The organism is Pseudomonas sp. ANT_J28 (genome assembly GCF_008370005.1).
Lineage (GTDB): Bacteria > Pseudomonadota > Gammaproteobacteria > Pseudomonadales > Pseudomonadaceae > Aquipseudomonas > Aquipseudomonas frigoris.
Genome location: NZ_VOBM01000004.1, coordinates 156,849 through 175,960, shown reverse-complemented (window position 1 = coordinate 175,960; position 19,112 = coordinate 156,849). Strand labels below are relative to the sequence as shown.

The 19,112-nt window shown below is 59.4% G+C and carries 19 protein-coding genes; 4 read left to right on the top strand and 15 right to left on the bottom strand.

The annotated features are described in order from the left end of the window. The first annotated feature begins 14 nt into the window (after positions 1-14). Entirely contained in the window at positions 15-485 is a 471-nt protein-coding gene (locus FQ187_RS03985; RefSeq protein WP_046049496.1) for a MaoC family dehydratase, read from the top strand. A 48-nt stretch (positions 486-533) separates the two neighbouring features. Here FQ187_RS03985 and FQ187_RS03980 read toward each other — a convergent pair whose 3' ends face one another. The 4 genes from FQ187_RS03980 to FQ187_RS03965 form a co-directional block, all read right to left on the bottom strand. Next, positions 534-1,397, bottom strand: coding sequence for an HlyD family secretion protein (locus FQ187_RS03980; protein ID WP_149628481.1), 864 nt, complete (start codon positions 1,395-1,397; stop codon positions 534-536). A 10-nt stretch (positions 1,398-1,407) separates the two neighbouring features. Then, entirely contained in the window at positions 1,408-1,614 is a 207-nt protein-coding gene (locus FQ187_RS03975; RefSeq protein ID WP_008151119.1) for a DUF1656 domain-containing protein, read from the bottom strand. Next, the gene (locus FQ187_RS03970) at positions 1,601-3,589 is read right to left on the bottom strand and encodes an FUSC family protein (RefSeq protein ID WP_149628480.1); all 1,989 of its coding nucleotides are present in this window, start codon (positions 3,587-3,589) and stop codon (positions 1,601-1,603) included. Before FQ187_RS03970 ends, FQ187_RS03975 begins: the two co-directional genes overlap by 14 nt. 159 nt (positions 3,590-3,748) lie before the next feature. Continuing rightward, the gene (locus FQ187_RS03965; protein ID WP_149628479.1) at positions 3,749-4,216 is read right to left on the bottom strand and encodes a PA2169 family four-helix-bundle protein; all 468 of its coding nucleotides are present in this window, start codon (positions 4,214-4,216) and stop codon (positions 3,749-3,751) included. A 203-nt stretch (positions 4,217-4,419) separates the two neighbouring features. Here FQ187_RS03965 and FQ187_RS03960 point away from each other — a divergent pair, with 203 nt between their 5' ends. After that, entirely contained in the window at positions 4,420-4,656 is a 237-nt protein-coding gene (locus tag FQ187_RS03960) for a DUF3820 family protein (RefSeq protein ID WP_096509378.1), read from the top strand. 36 nt (positions 4,657-4,692) lie between these two features. Next, on the top strand, positions 4,693-5,874 hold the full coding sequence (locus tag FQ187_RS03955; protein WP_149628478.1) for an aminotransferase class V-fold PLP-dependent enzyme: 1,182 nt from the start codon (positions 4,693-4,695) through the stop codon (positions 5,872-5,874). A 2-nt stretch (positions 5,875-5,876) separates the two neighbouring features. Here FQ187_RS03955 and FQ187_RS03950 read toward each other — a convergent pair whose 3' ends face one another. The 4 genes from FQ187_RS03950 to zwf form a co-directional block, all read right to left on the bottom strand. Further along, positions 5,877-6,602 (bottom strand): intradiol ring-cleavage dioxygenase, encoded by a 726-nt coding sequence (locus FQ187_RS03950; RefSeq protein WP_149628477.1) that lies wholly within the window; start codon positions 6,600-6,602, stop codon positions 5,877-5,879. A 168-nt stretch (positions 6,603-6,770) separates the two neighbouring features. Then, the gene (locus tag FQ187_RS03945) at positions 6,771-7,436 is read right to left on the bottom strand and encodes a bifunctional 4-hydroxy-2-oxoglutarate aldolase/2-dehydro-3-deoxy-phosphogluconate aldolase (RefSeq protein ID WP_008151112.1); all 666 of its coding nucleotides are present in this window, start codon (positions 7,434-7,436) and stop codon (positions 6,771-6,773) included. A gap of 17 nt (positions 7,437-7,453) precedes the next feature. After that, the gene (pgl, locus tag FQ187_RS03940; RefSeq protein WP_149628476.1) at positions 7,454-8,167 is read right to left on the bottom strand and encodes a 6-phosphogluconolactonase; all 714 of its coding nucleotides are present in this window, start codon (positions 8,165-8,167) and stop codon (positions 7,454-7,456) included. Then, positions 8,154-9,623 (bottom strand): glucose-6-phosphate dehydrogenase, encoded by a 1,470-nt coding sequence (gene zwf, locus FQ187_RS03935; protein WP_008151108.1) that lies wholly within the window; start codon positions 9,621-9,623, stop codon positions 8,154-8,156. The genes pgl and zwf overlap by 14 nt, the downstream gene beginning before the upstream one ends. Positions 9,624-9,865: 242 nt before the next feature. Here zwf and FQ187_RS03930 point away from each other — a divergent pair, with 242 nt between their 5' ends. Then, the gene (locus FQ187_RS03930) at positions 9,866-10,726 is read left to right on the top strand and encodes a MurR/RpiR family transcriptional regulator (protein ID WP_177318169.1); all 861 of its coding nucleotides are present in this window, start codon (positions 9,866-9,868) and stop codon (positions 10,724-10,726) included. Positions 10,727-10,821: 95 nt separating this feature from the next. Here the strand turns inward: FQ187_RS03930 and FQ187_RS03925 are convergent, their stop codons facing one another. From FQ187_RS03925 to FQ187_RS03890, 7 genes are all read right to left on the bottom strand, one after another. Beyond that, positions 10,822-11,676 (bottom strand): D-hexose-6-phosphate mutarotase, encoded by an 855-nt coding sequence (locus FQ187_RS03925; RefSeq protein ID WP_149628475.1) that lies wholly within the window; start codon positions 11,674-11,676, stop codon positions 10,822-10,824. Positions 11,677-11,784: 108 nt separating this feature from the next. After that, on the bottom strand, positions 11,785-13,131 hold the full coding sequence (locus FQ187_RS03920; protein ID WP_149628474.1) for a carbohydrate porin: 1,347 nt from the start codon (positions 13,129-13,131) through the stop codon (positions 11,785-11,787). A gap of 94 nt (positions 13,132-13,225) precedes the next feature. Continuing rightward, positions 13,226-14,386: an ABC transporter ATP-binding protein gene (locus FQ187_RS03915; RefSeq protein ID WP_149628473.1), complete on the bottom strand. Its 1,161-nt coding sequence runs from the start codon at positions 14,384-14,386 to the stop codon at positions 13,226-13,228. A gap of 4 nt (positions 14,387-14,390) precedes the next feature. After that, complete coding sequence (locus tag FQ187_RS03910; RefSeq protein ID WP_007902370.1) at positions 14,391-15,236, bottom strand: carbohydrate ABC transporter permease; 846 nt, start codon at positions 15,234-15,236, stop codon at positions 14,391-14,393. Continuing rightward, positions 15,229-16,137, bottom strand: coding sequence for a carbohydrate ABC transporter permease (locus tag FQ187_RS03905; protein ID WP_007902369.1), 909 nt, complete (start codon positions 16,135-16,137; stop codon positions 15,229-15,231). The genes FQ187_RS03910 and FQ187_RS03905 overlap by 8 nt, the downstream gene beginning before the upstream one ends. Before the next feature lie 158 nt (positions 16,138-16,295). Next, positions 16,296-17,603, bottom strand: coding sequence for an ABC transporter substrate-binding protein (locus FQ187_RS03895; RefSeq protein ID WP_149628472.1), 1,308 nt, complete (start codon positions 17,601-17,603; stop codon positions 16,296-16,298). 117 nt (positions 17,604-17,720) lie between these two features. Then, on the bottom strand, positions 17,721-18,980 hold the full coding sequence (locus FQ187_RS03890; protein WP_149628471.1) for an AGE family epimerase/isomerase: 1,260 nt from the start codon (positions 18,978-18,980) through the stop codon (positions 17,721-17,723). Between the last annotated feature and the right edge of the window lie 132 nt (positions 18,981-19,112).

Sequence of the window (19,112 nt, the reverse complement as noted above, 5' to 3'; positions counted from 1 at the left end):
AGGAATTGAAACAGATGACCCAGGTTACCAACACCCCTTACGAAGCCCTTGAAGTCGGCCAGACCGCCAGCTACAGCAAGACGGTCGAAGAGCGCGACATTCAGTTGTTCGCCGCGATGTCCGGCGATCACAACCCGGTGCACCTGGACGCTGAATTCGCCGCCGGCACCATGTTCAAGGAGCGCATCGCTCACGGCATGTTCAGCGGGGCGCTGATCAGCGCTGCCGTTGCCTGCGAGTTGCCTGGGCCGGGGACTATTTATATCGGTCAGCAGATGAGCTTTCAGAAACCGGTGAAGATTGGCGACACCTTGACCGTGCGTCTGGAGATTCTCGAGAAGCTGCCGAAGTTTCGTGTGCGGATTGCCACTCGCGTGTTTAACCAGCGTGATGAGTTGGTAGTGGATGGTGAGGCGGAGATTCTGGCGCCGCGTAAGCAGCAGACGGTGACGTTGCCTAAGCTGCCCGCAATCAGTATCGGCTGAACCACTGGTCCCCTACCTGACGCTGATCGTTCCCACGCGTGGGAACGATCAGCGGTTGCCCTCCTGCACCTGCACACTCGCCGTCATCCCCGAACTCAAATTCATCCCCTCCGGCAACTGATCAATCTTGATCCGTACCGGAATCCGCTGCGCCAGCCTCACCCAGTTAAACGTCGGCTCGACCTCTGCCAGCAACTGCCCGTCCGGCGTGGTATTGCGATCGGTAATCCCGCGGCTGATGCTTTCCACATGCCCCTGCAATGCCTCTCCCGCACTCATCAACCAGACCTTCACCGGATCGCCAACACGAATCCGTGGCAGCTTGGTTTCTTCGAAATACGCCTGCACATAGAAAGTCGAATCGTCGATCAACGCCATCACCGACTGCCCGGCATTCACGTAGTTGCCTTCGGCCAGGCGCAGGTTGGTGATGTGACCGCTGCGTGGCGCATGGACCTGACTACGGGCGAGGTTGAGTTCCGCAACCTTGGCTTCGGCCTGGGCTTCGCGCAGTTCGCCACGGGCGATGCCGGCGTTGATTTGCGCGTTCTCGCGTAGCTCGGCACTTATTGCCTGCGGCCCGAGGGCTGCGCGGCGACTGGCTTCGCGCTCGCGCAGATTGAGTTGTTGCTGACGGGTCTGCACCACCGCTTGAGCTTTCTCCAGCGCCGCTTCGAAACGATCGCGGTCGATGCTCAGCAATAAATCGCCGGCCTTGACCTGCTGGTTATCAAAAGCCTTGAGCTCACGCACCCAACCCGAGACGTCCGGCGCGATCACCACAACGTCGGCGCGGATCCGCGCATCCCGAGTCCACGGCGTGAGCATGTAGTACTGCCACAAATGGAAGCCGGCAAAGATCGCCACCGCCACCAGGCCCAGGGTTACCGCGACACGTACGGGTGTACGCATTTTCAACTCCTTATAAAGGTCCAAGGACGACGGTGATCAAGGTCAATACACAGACGTACAAGGCGCAATCAAACAATGCTTCATGCCAGATCCAGCGGCCCACCGGCGTCAGGCGCAAGAGCATGCGCAAGGCCCCGGTCACGAGCAGCGCCAGCAGCACATAAATCAGAAACGGACTGAGCAGCACGCCACCCACCGACCACTCACGCAAGCCCATGGCTTTGCTCCTGTTGACGGCACCAGGCGCGCCAGCTGCTTTGCAATTGCAGCACCGCGCCTTGGGCCAGTTTCACGGCATCGCTGGAAGGCAACGCGTACAAGGTCTTCAAGAATTCTTCGCTCGGCTGCGCCAACGCCTCGGCGCGACTGCCGGCCGGGCCTTGCTCGAGGATTTTTTCCAGCTGTTCGAGATAACGCCGCTGAGGCGCACTGACCGGTGCCTGCGCCACCGCCAGACTCAAACGCAAATGCAGCAATTCGTCGCCGATGTCCAGGCCGAGCAAGCCATCGTCCCAGCGACTGCGCGCCGGTTCCGGCAACTCGGGGTAGTGTCGCGCCAATTGCAGCAAGCGGTCGGCCATGCGCCCGCCAAACCAGCTTTCGGCACCGCGCAGATTGCGCCGGGTCAGGCGCACCAGATCGTCGAGGGTTGCCGCCAGCAAACGTCGGCCATGCCACGTCGGGTTGCGCAGAATCAACAAATGAAACGCCAGAACTGCGGCGCCGACACCGACCACGATGGATTGAGCGCTGTTCAAGAAAGTCGCGACATCGAATTTCATCGCATTAAGCGGCGAGACCAGCACGATGAAGTGCAGACAAAATGAGGTAGCCGTGGCGCCGATCTGCGGTTTGGCCATGCCCAGCGCGCCGAGGAACAACGGCACGCCCATGCCCATGCACAGCAATGCAAAACCACTCCATTGCGGCAGCAGAATCTGCCCGACGATAAACGCGGCCGGAATGGCCAGGAAGATCCCGCGCATAAAACTCATGCCGATCTGAGCGCCGTTCTCGCGGCTGGCGAACAGACTACACACCACGCACGTCAACAGCAGTGCGCCGGAGGCAGCGGGCCAGGCGGTCGCCAACCAGAAGCACGAGACCACCAGAAACGCCAACGCACTGCGGGTACCGAACATCAGCGCCAATGACAGGTCGCGGTGTGGTGTCAGGGTTCTCGGTGGATCGACCGTTTCCTTGCCCTCCTCAACGGCGTTCAACGCGGCGCTGGCCGCCATGGCGGTATCGAGCAACAAGGTGAAACGGGCCAGGCAGTAACTCTGTGCGCAGCTGCTGTGCGGGTCGTGGGAAGCGTCGAGCAACCTCGGCCGCAGCGCCTGCAGGGTCGCGGTATCCGGGCTGTTGAGCGCCTCTTGAACCTCCGTCATCCAGGGCAACAGTTGCTCGGCTTCCTGGGGTTCCAATTGCTTCCACTGACGACGCGCCGAACGGGCGATGCGCAGCAGCATCAACAGCTTTTGGCTCAAGCCGCTGATCGCACGTGCACGTTGCCGCCCCAGGCTTCCTTCAAACCAGGCATGCTCGCGCTGGGCATCGACGGCGACGATTCTCCCCAGGATTTCCAGCAAGCCTTTACGCGCCTGACCATCACCGGCCAGGGTCGCACGCGCGGCGCTCATCCCACTTTGCCAGGCTGCCCGAGCCTCATCGGCCAGTTGCCGTTCGACCCGCATCGGCCAGAGCAGCGCACTGGCGGCGGTGGCGCAAAGAATGCCCAGGCAGATTTCTGTGCAGCGAGCCACGGCTTGATCGAACACCGTCAGCGGATGAGTAATGGCCGGCAGTGCGATAATCGCCACCGTGTAACCGGCCAGCACGAACGAATAGGACCAGGCGCTGCGCAGCAAGGTCGAACTCGCCGTACACAGCCCTAGCCATAACGCCAGGGCCAACAAAAACAGCCAAGGCGTCTGGGCAAACAACCCCATGAACACCACTGACATGATCGTCCCGACCAGAGTCCCCAGCAACCGCGCCAGGCCCTTCTGCACCACCATCCCCGACAAGGGCTGGGCGACGATGAAAGCAGTCATCAACGCCCAGGCCGGTTGCTCCAGTCCCCAGCGTAATGCCAGCCACAGCGCCAGACCGCCGCCGATCAACGTTTTGATCGCGAACTGTAAGGCGCGGCGGTCAGGCGCAAACAAAGCCTGCAAGGTGATAGGCACGTAAAGCACTCTTGGAAAAGGCGATTTAACGATAGTCGGGTTCGATTCAGTCACTTGAAAAACAAATTATTAGCTAGCTAACTATAGATCGTCCAGTGCTAATTCCCGGACACAAAAAAAACGCCAGACTGGCTGGCGTTTTTGACAGGCAACGAACGCTTACGAGCGTGCGCGCGCCTGGTTACGCAGGGCTTTTACCTGATCGTGATTGCGTTGCACGCCGTGGTACTGACGCTCAACCAGATCACGAATGCCCACCAGGTTGTGTTTGTTGATTTTTTCGATGGCTTCTTTGTAAGCCTTCAGTGCATGGTCTTCACCCCGCTCGGCTTCGTTCAGCACGGCTTCTTCATCCTTGCCGGTGAACATCGCCTTCACGTCGACCCAACGACGGTGCAGGTCACCGCTGACACTGGTGGACGTTTCCGGATCGCCGCCTAGCGAACGCACCTGCGCTTGCAGTTCGGAAGCCGCAGTGGCGCAGTTGGCGGAACGCTGCATGAACAGCGATTTCAGTTCTGGATGTTTGATGTCTTCAGCGCAAGTCTTGAACCCTTCCTGACCGTCTTTGCTGGTTTCAATCAGGTCGTTGAGCACAGAGATGGCTTCTTTATTCATGTCGGTCATTTTCAATTCCTCACGGGTTGATGAAAGATGCAATAGGTGTTGCATCCTGCATGCCAGCTTTGAATTGATAAGTTATTTCTTATATTTCAATTGCTTATCGATTAACGCGAAAACTGTATCCGCTTTATTTGCATGATCTGTCATTTGGCCTGCATGCAGAATGCCTGTATTTTCCAGACTGATTGAATCAAGACGACTGATTGATGAACCCTGAAAAGCTCGAACTGCTGGTCACCCGTGAAATGCCCTTCGGCAAATACAAGGGCCGGATCATTGCCGACCTCCCCGGCCCATACCTGAACTGGTTCGCTCGGGAAGGTTTCCCCCATGGCGAACTCGGCGGCTTACTGGCCTTGATGCAGGAAATCGATCACAACGGCCTGTCGGAGTTGCTCGAACCGCTTCGCGCCAAACATGGCAAACCCGCCCCTCGCCATTGACCCGACACCCAGACCTGGCCCCTGATTGAGTAGCCCATGCCCGATAACACCCGCCGCGCCCGTGATGAAGCTTTCTGGCGAACCTTTGCCGACCGATATGCGGTTGAACCCGGCCCGGTCAACCTCGAAAACGGGTACTTCGGGCGCATGTCGCGCACAGTGGTCGAGGAGTATCAGCGCAACATCGAACTGATCAACCGCGGCAACTCGGTGCACGTGCGGCAACGCTTCGAACAGGGCGAAAGCCTGGAGATCCGCAAACAGCTCGCCGAGCTGGTGAGCGTCCCCGCCGACACCGTCGCCCTCACCCGCAACGCTTCGGACGGTCTTCAATCGCTGATCCGCAACTACAACCGTCTGATGCCGGGCGATCAGGTGCTGATGTGTGATCTGGAGTACGACACGGTCAAAGGAGCCATGCGCTGGCTGGCACGTCATCGCGGTGTCGAAGTGATCGAGATCGAACACTCGCACCCCGCCAGTTTCGACAGTTTGCTGGCCACTTACCGCGAAGCTTTCGTGCGTTATCCGCGACTCAAACTGATGGCCCTGACTCACGTCACTCACCGCTCCGGGCTGGTGATGCCGGTGCAGGCCATTGCCGCAGCCGCCAGGGAACATGGCATCGACGTGATCCTTGATGGTGCCCATGCGCTCGGCCAGCTCGAGTTCAATCTCGATAAACTAGGCATCGCCTTTGCGGGCTACAACCTGCACAAATGGATCGGTGCACCGCTGACTCTGGGCTTCATTTATATCGCCCCCGAGCGCCTGGCCGACATCGATCCGGACATGGGCGAGATGCATTTCCCGGTCACCGACATTCGCGCCCGCACGCCGTACAGCACGCCCAACATCCCGGCGCTGCTGACCTTGCCGCTGGTGTTCGAGGAACATCGGGCCATGGGCGGTTCCGCCGCCAAGGGCGCTCGGCTCAATTACCTGCGCAACCGCTGGGTAAGCGCGGTACGCGAGTTGCCGGGGATCGACGTCATGACCCCGGACGACCCGCGACTGTATTGCGGCATCACTTCGATGCGCTTTACCCGGCATGCCGATCAACAGGTGATGGTCGAGCGGCTGCTCAAGGACTACAACCTGTTTACCGTGGCGCGCAGCGGTGCCGCGAGTGGTCCGTGCATTCGCATAACCCCGGGGCTCACTACCACCGCTGCAGACATGGATTTGCTGACCAGAGCGCTCACCGAACTGCGCTGACGTCACACCGTGTATTTGTCGAAGTCCTCGGGTTTGATCTGCGTCGACACCGCGAAGGTGTCGATGCCGATGGTCGTGTGCCCGAAGTAGCCGTCTTTATTCGAGTCTCGACTCAGGGTGTGAACGTTCAAGGTCGAAGCTTCGCCGCCCATGTTTTCATAGAAAAAGTCTTGATCGTTGGTCAGCGGCGAAACGGCTCGACCGCGGTACTCCCTGGCGTTGAGTACCGAGCGCGAGGCCACCTCGGGAAAGTAGAGCTGACCGACCCAGGCAACATGCCGCTCTTCCAGGTAGTTGTAGCCTTCCATAATGCGTACCACAACGTGAATGTGCAGGGCACGGCCGGCGTAGAACCCCGGATAGATCGTGGTGAACCGCACGATGCCGTTCTTGTCCGTGAATTGCCCGCCTCGCAGGTAAGTGTCGTCGTCGGTTCGCGGGATCGAGCCTATGTCGCCGACGTCGACTTCCTTGTCCGGATTGACCTTGCTCCAGCCCGAATACGCACCGCGCGCGTTGCAGTGCCAGATATCCACTAACGCGTCAGTCACCGGTTGACCGGTCATGGCATCGACGATCGTCAGCCTCAGCACCAAGGGAATACCGTCCATGCCTTCGCTGATGTTTCGTCTGATCAATTTCGGATTTCGGAAATAAGGACCCGCGATCTGTTCGGGTGAAAGCAGGTAAACCGCTGGCTGGGGTGAAACCGGAGTGTTGTCGTCCATGACGTTCTCTCTTCCATAAGATGAACGCAGGTTAGGGCGGGACAAAGCCGGATGTGCGGTAATTATTTATCGCGCCAAGCGGTTTTCACCGGGCAAAAAAAAACGGTGCACCGACCAAGCGCACCGTAAAGCCGTAGAACACACAACGAAGTGTTTGGTAAAAGCCGATCAGTCCAGCAGCGCCAGTGCCTCGGCGGTGCATTCCTGAATGCGGGCCCAGTCGCCGTTCTTGATCCACTCGGGATCAAGCATCCAGCTACCGCCCACGCACATCACGTTTTTCAACGCCATGTAGCTCTTGATGTTGGCTGGGCTGACCCCGCCAGTCGGGCAAAATTTCACTTCGCCAAACGGGCCGCCCAGGGCCTTGATGGCCGCGACGCCGCCGCTGACTTCCGCCGGAAACAGCTTGAAGCGGCGATATCCCAGGCCATAGCCTTCCATGATGCCGGAGGCGTTGCTAATGCCTGGCAACAGCGGAATCGGGCTGTTGACGCTGGCTTCCAGCAGGTCACGGGTGATGCCCGGCGTGACGATGAACTGCGAACCGGCCGCTTCGGCAGCCGCCAGCATGTTGCGATCCAGCACAGTGCCGGCACCGGTCACCAGCTCCGGACGCTGCTCGCGCAGAATCTGGATAGCCTTGAGGCCGAACTGTGAACGCAAGGTCACTTCCAGGGCTGTCAGGCCACCGGCCGCGAGGGCGTCGGCCAGCGGCAGGATGTCCTGCTCGCGAGCGATGGTAATCACCGGCAGGATCCGCGCTTTGGCGCAGAGGCTGTCGATCAGGGCAACTTTGTCCGCCATGGAAACGGTCGGGGATGGGGTTGTCATAGCGGCTGTTCCTTGGCTCATGGGCACCAGTAAATCTCTAACGTAGGTTGCAGAAACGCGCGAATCGGCATGGCGGCGACATCGTCACCGGCCAATGCGGCACTCAAGGTGGTCAGCTTGGACTGACCGGAAATCGATAGAACGGTGGTCTTGGCCGAGGCCAGCAGCGCGCGACTCATGGTCAGGCGCTGATGCGGCACGGTCGGCGCCAGCATCGGCCAGCAGCGACGGCTGCCGTCGACTTTCAAGGCATCGGCCAGGTTCGGGCTGTTGGGGAACAGCGAGGCGGTGTGACCGTCGTCGCCCATGCCAAGTATCAGCACGTCGATCGGCGGCAACTCCTCGAGCAAGCGATCCGCCTGTTCGGCCGCCAGTTCAAGGTTGGCCGTGGCGCTGTACAGACTCAGGAACTGAGCCTTGGCCGCCGGACCTTGCAGCAGATAGCGTTTGAGCAGACCGGCATTGCTGTCGGTATGCTCTACCGGCACCCAGCGCTCGTCGGCCAGGGTGATGACAACCTTGGACCAGTCCAGCGTCTGCTTGGCCAGGTGCTGGAAAAACGCCACCGGGCTGCGCCCACCGGAAACCACCAGGGTTGCGGTGCCGCGAGCGTCGATCGCGTCACTCAGTTGCTTGGTCACATTCAGCGCCAGGCCTTCGGCCAGCAGCACTGGGCTTTTGAACTCATGGGCGCTGACGCCCTGAGGCAGTTTCAATTCAGATATCGCCATACCACGACCTCCCATCCCGCGTGATCAGAGCAATGGAGCTCATCGGCCCCCAGGACCCCGCCGCGTACGGCTTGGGCGCATCACCGGATTTTTTCCACCCGGCGATCAACTGGTCACACCACTTCCACGCGGCTTCGATTTCATCTTTACGGACAAACAGGTTCTGATTGCCGCGCATCACTTCCAGCAATAACCGCTCGTAGGCATCGGGAATCCGTGCGCTGCGATAAGTGTCGGAAAAATTCAGCTGCAACGGACCGCTGCGCAGCTGCATGCCCTTGTCCAGGCCTTGTTCTTTGGTCATCACGCGCAAGGAAATGCCTTCGTCCGGTTGCAGGCGGATAATCAGTTTGTTGCTGATTTGCAGGCGCTGCTCGGGAGCGAAGATGTAGTGGGACGGTTCCTTGAAGTGGATGACGATCTGCGACAGCTTCTGCGGCATGCGCTTGCCGGTACGCAGGTAAAACGGCACACCGGCCCATCGCCAGTTGCGGATATCGGCACGCAGCGCAACGAAGGTTTCGGTGTCGCTCTGGGTGTTGGAGTTCGGCTCTTCCAGGTAACCAGGGACCGATTTGCCTTCGCTGTAACCGGCGATGTACTGACCGCGCACCACCTGAGTGGTCAGGCCTTCCGGGCTGATCGGCGCCAGCGCCTTGAGCACTTTGACTTTCTCGTCACGGATGCTATCGGCGGACAGGTCGGCCGGCGGGTCCATGGCGATCAGGCAGAGCAGTTGCAGCAGGTGATTCTGGATCATGTCCCGCAGCTGGCCGGCCTTGTCGAAGTAACCCCAGCGACCTTCGATCCCGACCTTCTCGGCCACGGTGATTTCCACGTGGGAAATGTAATTCTGGTTCCACTGGGTTTCGAACAGGCTGTTGGCAAAACGCAGGGCGATCAGGTTCTGGACGGTTTCTTTGCCCAGGTAGTGGTCGATGCGGTAGGTGCGGTTCTCCGGGAAGAACTGCGCCACGGCGTCGTTCACCTTGCGCGAGGATTCCAGGTCCGAACCGATGGGTTTTTCCAGCACCACGCGGGTGTTTTCGGTCAGGCCGACCTTCGACAGGTTCTCGCAGATCGCGCCGTAAACGGCGGCCGGTGTTGCGAAGTAGGCAATCACACGCTGGGCGCTGCCGGCCATTTCGGCCAGGGCGACGTAATCGTCAGCCTTGAGGAAGTCGACGTGCAGGTAACTCAGGCGGGCCAGGAAGCGTTCGACCACGGCTTCGTCCAGCTCTTTGGCGACGACGTAGCGGCGCAGCTCGGAGGCGATGAACGCCAAATGCTGCTGCTCGCTGCCAGGCTCACGGGCCAGCGCGATAATTCGCGTGTCCTCGTGCAAGAGGCCTGCGCCATCGAGCTGATAAAGGGCAGGAAACAGCTTGCGCAGGGCCAGATCGCCGAGGGCGCCGAACAAGGCAAAGGTGCACGGTTCAACCGTAATCGAAGGCATGATGTTTGTTCTTTTATCAAGTTACGCTACAAATACCTTTTTTCAAGGCATCACTCAAGGGAAAATGTAGTAATAACCACAACATTTTCGCAAAATACAGATTCCGAGTGGTGGACGGTCGGAGCCATCAGTAGGATAGGCCACCGTTTGGGGCTGCATCAAAGGCCCAATTTGCATAGCAACACGCTTGCTTGCATCGCAGAGCACTCTTGTAGGCGAACCAAGGAAACCATATGGACCGCGTGCGAAATTTACTGGAACAGATCCAGAATCGCCTTGAAGACCTGAACAAGGCAGAACGCAAAGTCGCCGAAGTGATCCTGCTCAACCCGCAGCAGGCCACCCGGTTCAGCATCGCCGCCCTCGCCCAGGCCTCAAAGGTCAGCGAGCCGACGGTCAACCGTTTCTGCCGTTCGTTCGGCGTCAGCGGCTACCCGGAACTCAAGCTTCAATTGGCCCAGAGCCTGGCCAGTGGCGCGGCGTATGTCAGCCGTGCGGTCGAGGCCGACGACAATCCGGAAGCGTATACCAAAAAGATTTTCGGCAGCGCCATCGCCTCGTTGGACAGTGCCTTGCAGGCGCTTGACCCGAACCTGATCAGCCGCGCTGTCGACCTGTTGATCCAGGCCCGTCAGATCCATTTCTTCGGCCTCGGCGCCTCGGCCCCGGTGGCGCTGGATGCGCAGCACAAGTTCTTCCGCTTCAACCTGGCGGTCACCGCCCATGCCGACGTGCTGATGCAGCGCATGATTGCGTCGGTGGCGCACACCGGCGAGTTGTTCGTGATCATTTCCTACACCGGCCGCACCCGCGAACTGGTGGAAGTGGCGCGTATTGCCCGGGAAAACGGTGCTTCGGTGCTGGGTCTGACCGCCGAAGGTTCGCCATTGGCCAAGGCCAGTACGTTGAGCCTGAATATTCCGCTGCCGGAAGACACCGACATCTATATGCCGATGACGTCGCGGATCATTCAGTTGACCGTGCTGGATGTGCTGGCGACCGGCATGACTTTGCGCCGCGGTGTGGATTTCCAGCCGCATTTGCGCAAGATCAAGGAAAGTCTGAATGCCAGTCGGTATCCGATTGGGGATGAGTTTAATTAAAAAGATCGCAGCCTCGCTTCGCTCGACAGCTCCTACAGGTTTACACGATCCCTTGTAGGAGCTGTCGAGTGAAACGAGGCTGCGATCTTTTGATCTTACGCCCCGACCCGCGCCTGCAAACTCAAATGCGCCCTCTCCCCCGGTGCCAGGCTCAGGCTATCGGTCCCGCCACTCGCGGCTTCAACACACACAAACTCCGAAATCTCGTTCCAGCTCACTCCCAACAACGGTCGTGAGCCCGGATGCCAGACCACCGTGTCCGCATGGTCACCGGTATCGATGCACAACTCACGCTGCCAGGCGTGGTCCTTAAGTTGTAATTCGCCGTCATGCTGGAACACCCGCTGACAGCCACCCTCTACCCGCAACTCGCCTTCCTGATGACAAATCTGCCGGTTCAACTGGTCGTAACCCTGCGCCCCGTCGAGGCCAGACAGCGCTACCTCACCGACGTCGCCAATACGCCAATACGCATGCAACGCCTGACTCAATTGGCACGGCAGGCTGTCTTGATGCTCGGTACTCAGGCGCAAATCCATGCGTTCACCCAAGTGCGCGTGCAGGTCCACTTGCCAGTCGCACAACTGAAGTTGCCAGTGCAGGCGCACGCCATCGTCATCAGTGCTGCTGTTCAGCAACTTCCAGTCGATCAACCGTGCCCAGCCATGGGACGGCCAGGCGTTTTCGCTCGGATGACGGCCATACCACGGCCAGCACACCGGAACGCCACCACGAATCGCGCCGACCTGCGGCCACTTCGCCGCGCACCAGAGCCAGGGTTTCTGGCCCTTTGGCTGGAAGTGCAGCAACTGCGCACCCTGCCGACTGAACACAGCCGCACACAGCGGATGGTCGATCACCAGCACGTCGCGCTTCTGATAGCGCTCCCACGCAAACACCGGACGTTCGCGCAAGGATTTGAAGAAGCGTTGTAGCGGATGCTCATGCATGTGCCACGGTCCTGAAAATCACCCGGGGTGCGCAGCCCCCAAAAAAAAGCGGACAGCCTGGGCTGTCCGCAAAAATGCGCACATAGAGAGGAGCTTATCGCAACAACGTTAGAACACCGACTGAATTTTCAGGCCGGCGACCAGCGCGTTGTCGACTTCATCAACACCACCCGGGTGAGTGATGTATTGCAGGTTAGGGCGCACGGTCAGCCAGTTGGTAACGTGGAAGCCGTAGTTGATCTCGTAGTTGTACTCGGTGGTACGCAGCGGCGAGAACAGTGGATCCTCGTACTCGGTAACTCCATTGGAGGCGTTGACCAGCTCGGCGTTTTTCTTCACGTCATCGTTGACATGGATACGGGCAAAACCGATACCCATGTCATCTTTTGGACGTGCGTCGAACGGGCCCTTGTACACAAACATCAGCGACTGGTAGTTGTCGACGAAGTTGGTGTCCTTGTCGTGGAAAGTGGCGTTGGCGGCAACGTTCAGACCGCGGGAAGCGTCACCGTTGTGGCTGGTGAGTTGTTGCTGCGCCACGAACCAGTAGCCGTGTTTGCTATCGTGGCTGCGATAGGCGTTGCCGCTGGTTGCTGCATCATTGCCGTTGTCGTCTTTACGAACGTCATTGGCATTGGCCGTGCTTTTGTAGTAACCGACACGGTACTCGCCCGGCAGGTTGTTAGGGTTAGGCAGCCAGACCAGTTCGACCGGCAAAACGGTGCCTTTGGTACCACTGCCGCTGAGCTTGAAGCCGTTACCGTGCTCCAGTTGCGACGGGTTCTGGTTGTAAGCACCGATCTGCGCATAGAACTCAGGCGAGATGTTGTACTTCACACGCACAGCAGCCTGGCTGACTGGCCAGTTGTACCAGATACCGGTCGCCCAGTTACCTGCCTGGGAACCGCAGAATGCCAGGTTCTGGAACTCACAAGGGAAGGTGTTGAAGTCTTCGCCTTCGCCGAAGTAACCGGCCTTGACGTCCAGTTTACCGTCGAGGAACTGGTGCTTGACCCACAACTGGGTCAGACGAACCATATGGCCACGGCCGTAGACTTCCTGGGACGAACTCAAGGTGCCGGCACGCGGGTCGCCGACACGGTCATTGGAAATGTTCTGACCATTACGGTTGGTGAACTGGATCTTGGCCTGGGTGTTATCCCAGCCCCACAGTTTTTGCAGGTCAAGCGCCACGCCCAGCCCAAACTGGTCGGCGTAACGCGCGGTCTTGTCATCATTAAACCCGCCGTGAAGGTTGCCACCCACTTCACCGACGTAGTCCATCTTGATGTCGATACCCTGCTCGATCAATCTGGTCCGCTCGCCACCCCAATCACCGGTCATCCATTCGGAATCGGCGCTGAACGCGTCAGCCGCGTGCACACTACCGGCCAGCATCATTGCCGCAATGGCTGACAACTGGCAGATAAGCTGAGCGTTGTTGTTCTTCTTCATCCCTACATCCTCGTTTTATTGTTATTAACTGTTTTTATTTAACGCGGTGACATCCCCTGTGGGAGCGAGCAAGCTCGCCCCCACATCTTGTTCTTCAGCGGCCCTTGAACTGCGCCACGTTGGCGCTGTGAGCCTCGGTTTTAGGCTGACCGGCCACCCCCAGGCGCTCACCGGTCTTGGCATCGAACAACAGCACTTTCGATGGATCGAATTGCAGGGTCAGGGTCTCGCCCACCGCAGGCGCGACGTCCGGCGCCAGACGGCAGCAGACTTTGGTTTCGTTGAGATTGACGAACACCAGGGTGTCGGGACCGGTCGGCTCGGTGACCTGGACTTCGGCGCGAATGATCGGCAAACCATTCGGCTCGCTGCCCGCCAAAACGATCTGCTCCGGGCGCATGCCGAGGATCACTTCGCGGTCTTCAAGACCGGCGTCCTGCATACCCAATGGCAATTCACACCGCGCCTGACCGCTGTCGAGCAGCGCCACCAGACGACCGTCCTTGCGCTGCAACCGAAGCGGGATGAAGTTCATCGGCGGCGAACCAATGAAGCTCGCCACGAACAGGTTGGCCGGGTTGTTGTAGATGTCTTTCGGCGTGCCGAACTGCTGAATGATTCCGTCCTTCATCACCGCCACTTTGTCGCCCAGAGTCATGGCTTCGATCTGGTCGTGGGTCACGTAGACCGTGGTGGTTTTCAGGCGTTGGTGCATCAGTTTCATTTCGGTGCGCATTTCGACGCGCAGCTTGGCGTCGAGGTTGGACAGCGGTTCGTCGAACAGGTAAATCTTCGGCCGCCGCGCCAGGGCACGGCCCATCGCCACGCGCTGTTGCTGACCACCGGAGAGCTGGCCGGGTTTGCGGCCGAGCAAATGTTCGATCTGCAACAGCTTGGCCACGCGAGCGACTTCTTCGTCGATTTCGGCAGCGGGCATTTTGCGAATCTTCAGTCCGAAGGCGATGTTGTCGCGCACGCTCATGGTCGGGTACAGCGCGTAGGACTGGAACACCATGGCGATGTCGCGATCTTTGGGGCTCATGCCGCTGATGTCAGCGTCGTCCACCAGGATCGCGCCGCCGCTGATGTTTTGCAGACCGGCGATGCAATTCATCAGCGTGGATTTACCGCAGCCCGACGGGCCAACCAGAATCAGGAACTCACCGTCATCGATCTTCAGTTCGATGTTTTTCAGGGTGTCCGGCAAACCGGCGCCGTAGGTCTTGTTGACGTTGCGTAATTCGAGAGTTGCCATTGTTCTACCCCTTGACCGCGCCGGACGTCAGCCCACGCAGGAAATACTTGCCAGCGAATATGTAGACCAGCAGTGTCGGCAGCCCGGCGATCATCGCGGCGGCCATATCAACGTTGTATTCCTTGGCCCCGGTGCTGGTGTTGACCAGGTTGTTCAGGGCCACGGTAATTGGCTGGGCATCGCCACTGGCGAAGACCACGCCGAACAGGAAGTCATTCCAGATCTGAGTGAACTGCCAGATCAGGCAGACCATCACGATCGGGATCGACATCGGCAGCAGGATCTTCCAGAAAATCGTGAAGAAGCCCGCGCCATCAAGCCGTGCAGCCTTGACCAGCGCATCCGGAATGCTCACGTAGTAGTTGCGGAAGAACAGCGTGGTGAACGCCAGGCCGTAGACCACGTGCACCAGCACCAGACCGGTGGTGGTGTTCGCCAGGCCAATCTTGCCGAGGGTGAACGAGGCCGGCAGCAGCACGGTCTGGAATGGCAGAAAGCAGCCGAACAGCAGCAGCCCAAAGAACAGTTGCGAACCGCGGAAGCGCCACATCGACAGCACGTAGCCGTTCATTGCACCAATGAAGGTGGAGATCAGCACTGCCGGCACGGTGATTTTCACCGAGTTCCAGAAGTAGCTGCCGACGCTGTCCCAGGCCTTGATCCAGCCGATGCCGTCAATCACTTGCGGCCAGCTCAGCAGGTTGCCGGTGCGGATGTCTTCCGGGGATTTGAAACTGGTCAGCAGCATCACCACCAGCGGGATCAGGTAGATTGCGGCGGCCAGCAACAGCGTGGCGTAGATTGCGATGCGGCTGAAGCTGATCGCCGGTTTTCCGAGTTGATTACTCATGGCGTTTGCCTCGCAATTCGGAGTACAGGTACGGCACCAGAATCGCCAGGATCGCGCCGAGCATCATCATGGCGCTGGCCGAACCGATGCCCATCTGGCCACGGCTGAAGGTAAAGGAATACATGAACATCGCGGGCAAGTCGGACGAGTAGCCCGGGCCGCCAGCGGTCATTGCCGCCACCAAGTCGAAGCTCTTGATCGCGATGTGCGCGAGGATCATGAAGGCGCTGAAGAACACCGGGCGCAGGCTCGGCAACACGATCTTCAGGTAGATAGTCGGCAGGCTCGCACCGTCGACTTGCGCGGCACGGATGATCGATTGATCGACACCACGCAGGCCGGCCAGGAACATCGCCATCACAAACCCGGAGGCTTGCCACACAGCAGCGATCACCAGGCAATACACCACGCGATCCTGATCCACCAGCCAGTCGAGACGGAAGCCTTCCCAGCCCCAGTCACGCAGCATTTTGTCCAGGCCCAGCCCTGGGTTTAGCAGCCATTTCCACGCGGTACCGGTGACGATCATCGAGAGCGCCATCGGGTACAGGTAAACGGTGCGGATGAAGCCTTCCTTGCGAATGCGCTGATCCAGCAGCACCGCGAGGAACACGCCGAGCACCAGGCTGATGCCGATGAACATGCCGCCAAAGACCGCGAGGTTTTTGCTCGCGACCCACCAACGATCGTTGTCCATCAGGCGGATGTATTGCTGCAGGCCGACCCATTTGTAGCTCGGCATGAAGCTGGAATTGGTGAAGGACAGAACGAATGTCCAGATGATGTAACCGTAAAAACCAACCAGGACGATCAGCATGCTTGGCGCCAAAACCAGTTTGGGGAGCCAGCGCTGCAGTGCGTCGAACGGTGAGGCTTTGCTGAAAACCGCCACAGAGCTCATCGGGATAATCCAGGTGAAGAGAAATGAAATCCGCACGGCGATCCCTTGTGGGAGCGGACTTGCTCGCGAAAGCGGTGTGTCAGTCGACATCCATGTTGAATGTCAGTCCGTCTTCGCGAGCAAGCCCGCTCCCACATGGGGACACGCGGTGTCAGGGATTACTGGGCGGCTTTGACGGCCGATGCCAGTTGGGCGCTGGCCTTGGCCGGGTCAGCATCCTTGTCGTTCATGAAGTTGGTCACCACATCGAAGATCGCGCCCTGCACGGCCAGGGAAGTGGCCATGTTGTGCGCCATGCTCGGTTGCAGGCCGCCAGTCTTCTCGTCTGCAAGGAAATCCTTGGCCGACGCTTGAGCGCAGGAATCGAAGCCCAGGCCGCTCATGTCGTTAAGCATGTCGGTACGCACCGGGATCGAGCCTTTGTTGATGCTGAAGACTTTCTGGAAGTCTTTACCCAGCGCGACCTTGGCCAGGTCTTGCTGAGCGGCGATGTCGCCTTTGCGATCAGCCTTGAGCTTGAACACCGCCAGGGAATCGATGTTGTAGGTGAAGGCTTTTTCGGTGCCCGGGAACGGCACGCACTCGTAGTCCTTGCCCGCTACTTTCTTGGCTGCGGTCCATTCGCTCTTGGCCCAGTCGCCCATCATCTGCATACCGGCCTTGCCGTTGATGACGTCGGCGGCCGCGATATTCCAGTCACGACCGGCGCGGTTCGGGTCCATGTAGCCAGTGAGTTTTTTAAGCTCCGTGAACGACTTGGTCATCTCGGCGCCCGAGAGGGTTTTCTGATCCAGGTCTACCAGGGCTTTCTTGTAACCGTCAGCGCCCATGACCGAGAGCACCACGTCTTCAAACACGGTGCTGTCCTGCCAAGGCTGGCCACCGTGGGCAAGCGCGATGAAGCCGGCAGCTTTGAGCTTGTCGCCGGCGGCATAGAATTCTTCGAGGGTAGTCGGGGCTTTTTCGATCCCGGCTTTCTTGAAGACTTCCGGGTTGATCCACAGCCAGTTGACGCGGTGAATGTTCACCGGCACGGCGACGTAGTCGCCTTCGTATTTGACGGTGTCGGAGACTTTCTTCGACAGCAGGCCATCCCAGCCTTCGGACTTGGCCACGTCTTTCAGGGTATCGGTGCTGAGCAGGCCAGTGCTGCCCCACTCTTGGATGTCCGGACCTTTGATCTGGGCAACGCCCGGCGGGTTACCGGCGACGGCGCGGCTTTTGAGTACGGTCATGGCAGTGGAACCGCCGCCACCGGCGACTGCGCCGTCCTTCCAGGTAAAGCCGTCTTTTTCGACTTGGGCCTTCAGAACATCGACCGCAGCCTTTTCACCACCAGAGGTCCACCAGTGAACGACTTCCACCGAACCTTTGGAGTCGGCGGCAAGCGCACTCAGCGGGAATGCAGACAGGGGAAGCAGTGAAGCGAGAGAAATGACAGTAGCGAGGCGAGAAATCGCGTTCATCTAGTAGTACCTTTCTTGTTGTTATGCATGCAAGTCTGGTGCTTGCGCTGCATAGGATTTTAAACAGGTGTTGTCCCTTCGCAGGTAACGAAGGGACGTTCGAATGTCACCGCATGGTTACACAGGAGCGCTCTGGGATAACTGTGCCAGGGCAGTCGCCATGCTCGGCGCCAGAGGCAATCGCGGGATAAATATGGCTTGCCAGGCGTGATAAAGATCGGGTTTACCAGCCCAGATATCGGCGCTCGGACGGTTCTGCGGATCGAGTTCGTGATGCCAGCTGCCGCCTTCGTGGTCGATGAAATGGCTGTCGCAGAATTCCCAAAATAGTCGGTACCAACTTTCGTATTGCGCATCGCCTGTGCGTTTAAGCAGCGCACTGGCCGCGGCGCTGGCTTCGCAATGAGTCCAGTGCAGGCGATGGCGAACCACGGCGCGATTGTCCCAGTCGAGGGTGTAGACAATCCCCGGCGCCCCGTCGACATCCCAGCCGTGACGACAGTTGTGGTCGAAGAGTTTCTGCGCATCGGTGGCGAGCCAGCCCGGCGTCAGCATCCCGGCCTTAACCCGCGCCGCTTCAAGATGCAGCATCAACCGGGCCCATTCGAAACCGTGGCCCGGCGTGGTGCCGTAGGGGCGAAAACCATCGGCCGGGTTGTCGTGGTTGTATTCGCGCAAGGGTTGCCAGTCACGGTCGAAATGCTCGACCACCAGGTAATCGTTGGCAGCGGCGTGACCATGGATCACCCGCTCGACGATGCGCTGGGCGCGGACCAGCCAACGGTTGTCGCCGGTGACATCGGCCAACGCGAGAAAGGCTTCGGTGGCGTGCATGTTGCTGTTGGCGCCGCGATAGCTTTCCTCTTCACTCCAGTCGCGGTTGAAGGATTCGCGCATCGCGCCCTCCTGCTCGCACCAGAAATGCGCGTCGATGATGTGGATAGCATCGTCGAGCAAGGCCTGCGCGGCGGGACGCTGAGCGACGACCGCAGAACTGGCGGCCAGCGCGACGAAGGCGTGCAGATAAGCCGCCTTGCCGGTGTTGCCATCGCGGTGTTCGGGGGCAGCGAACCAGCCACCGTGTTCGGCGTCACGCAATGGGCCGCTGAGGGCTTTGACGCCGTGATCCACCAGCTCGGCGAAACCCGGCAAGCCCTGAATGTGGGCCATGGCGAAACTGTGGGTCATGCGCGCGGTGTTCATGGTTTCGGCGTGGGCGTTGGCCGGGAGGCGGCCCTTTTCATCAAGATTGCCAAAGCCTACGGCGAGCTTCGAAGCCTTGGCAAACGCCAGCAGGCGCAGGCCTTCGGCGGCGAGCCAGTGCTGATGGGCGGGGGCGTTCAGCCAACTGCTGAACGCGGGTTGGAAGGTGTCCATGGGGTGCCTTTTTTGTTGTTATGACTGGGGGCAGTCTAAACAACGGGCGGTGGCGGGCTTGTAACGAAGGGGGCGAGTTATGTCACTGACTTGTGACATTCAGCCTGAGGAATGTGTTGAAAAGTCTGGCGC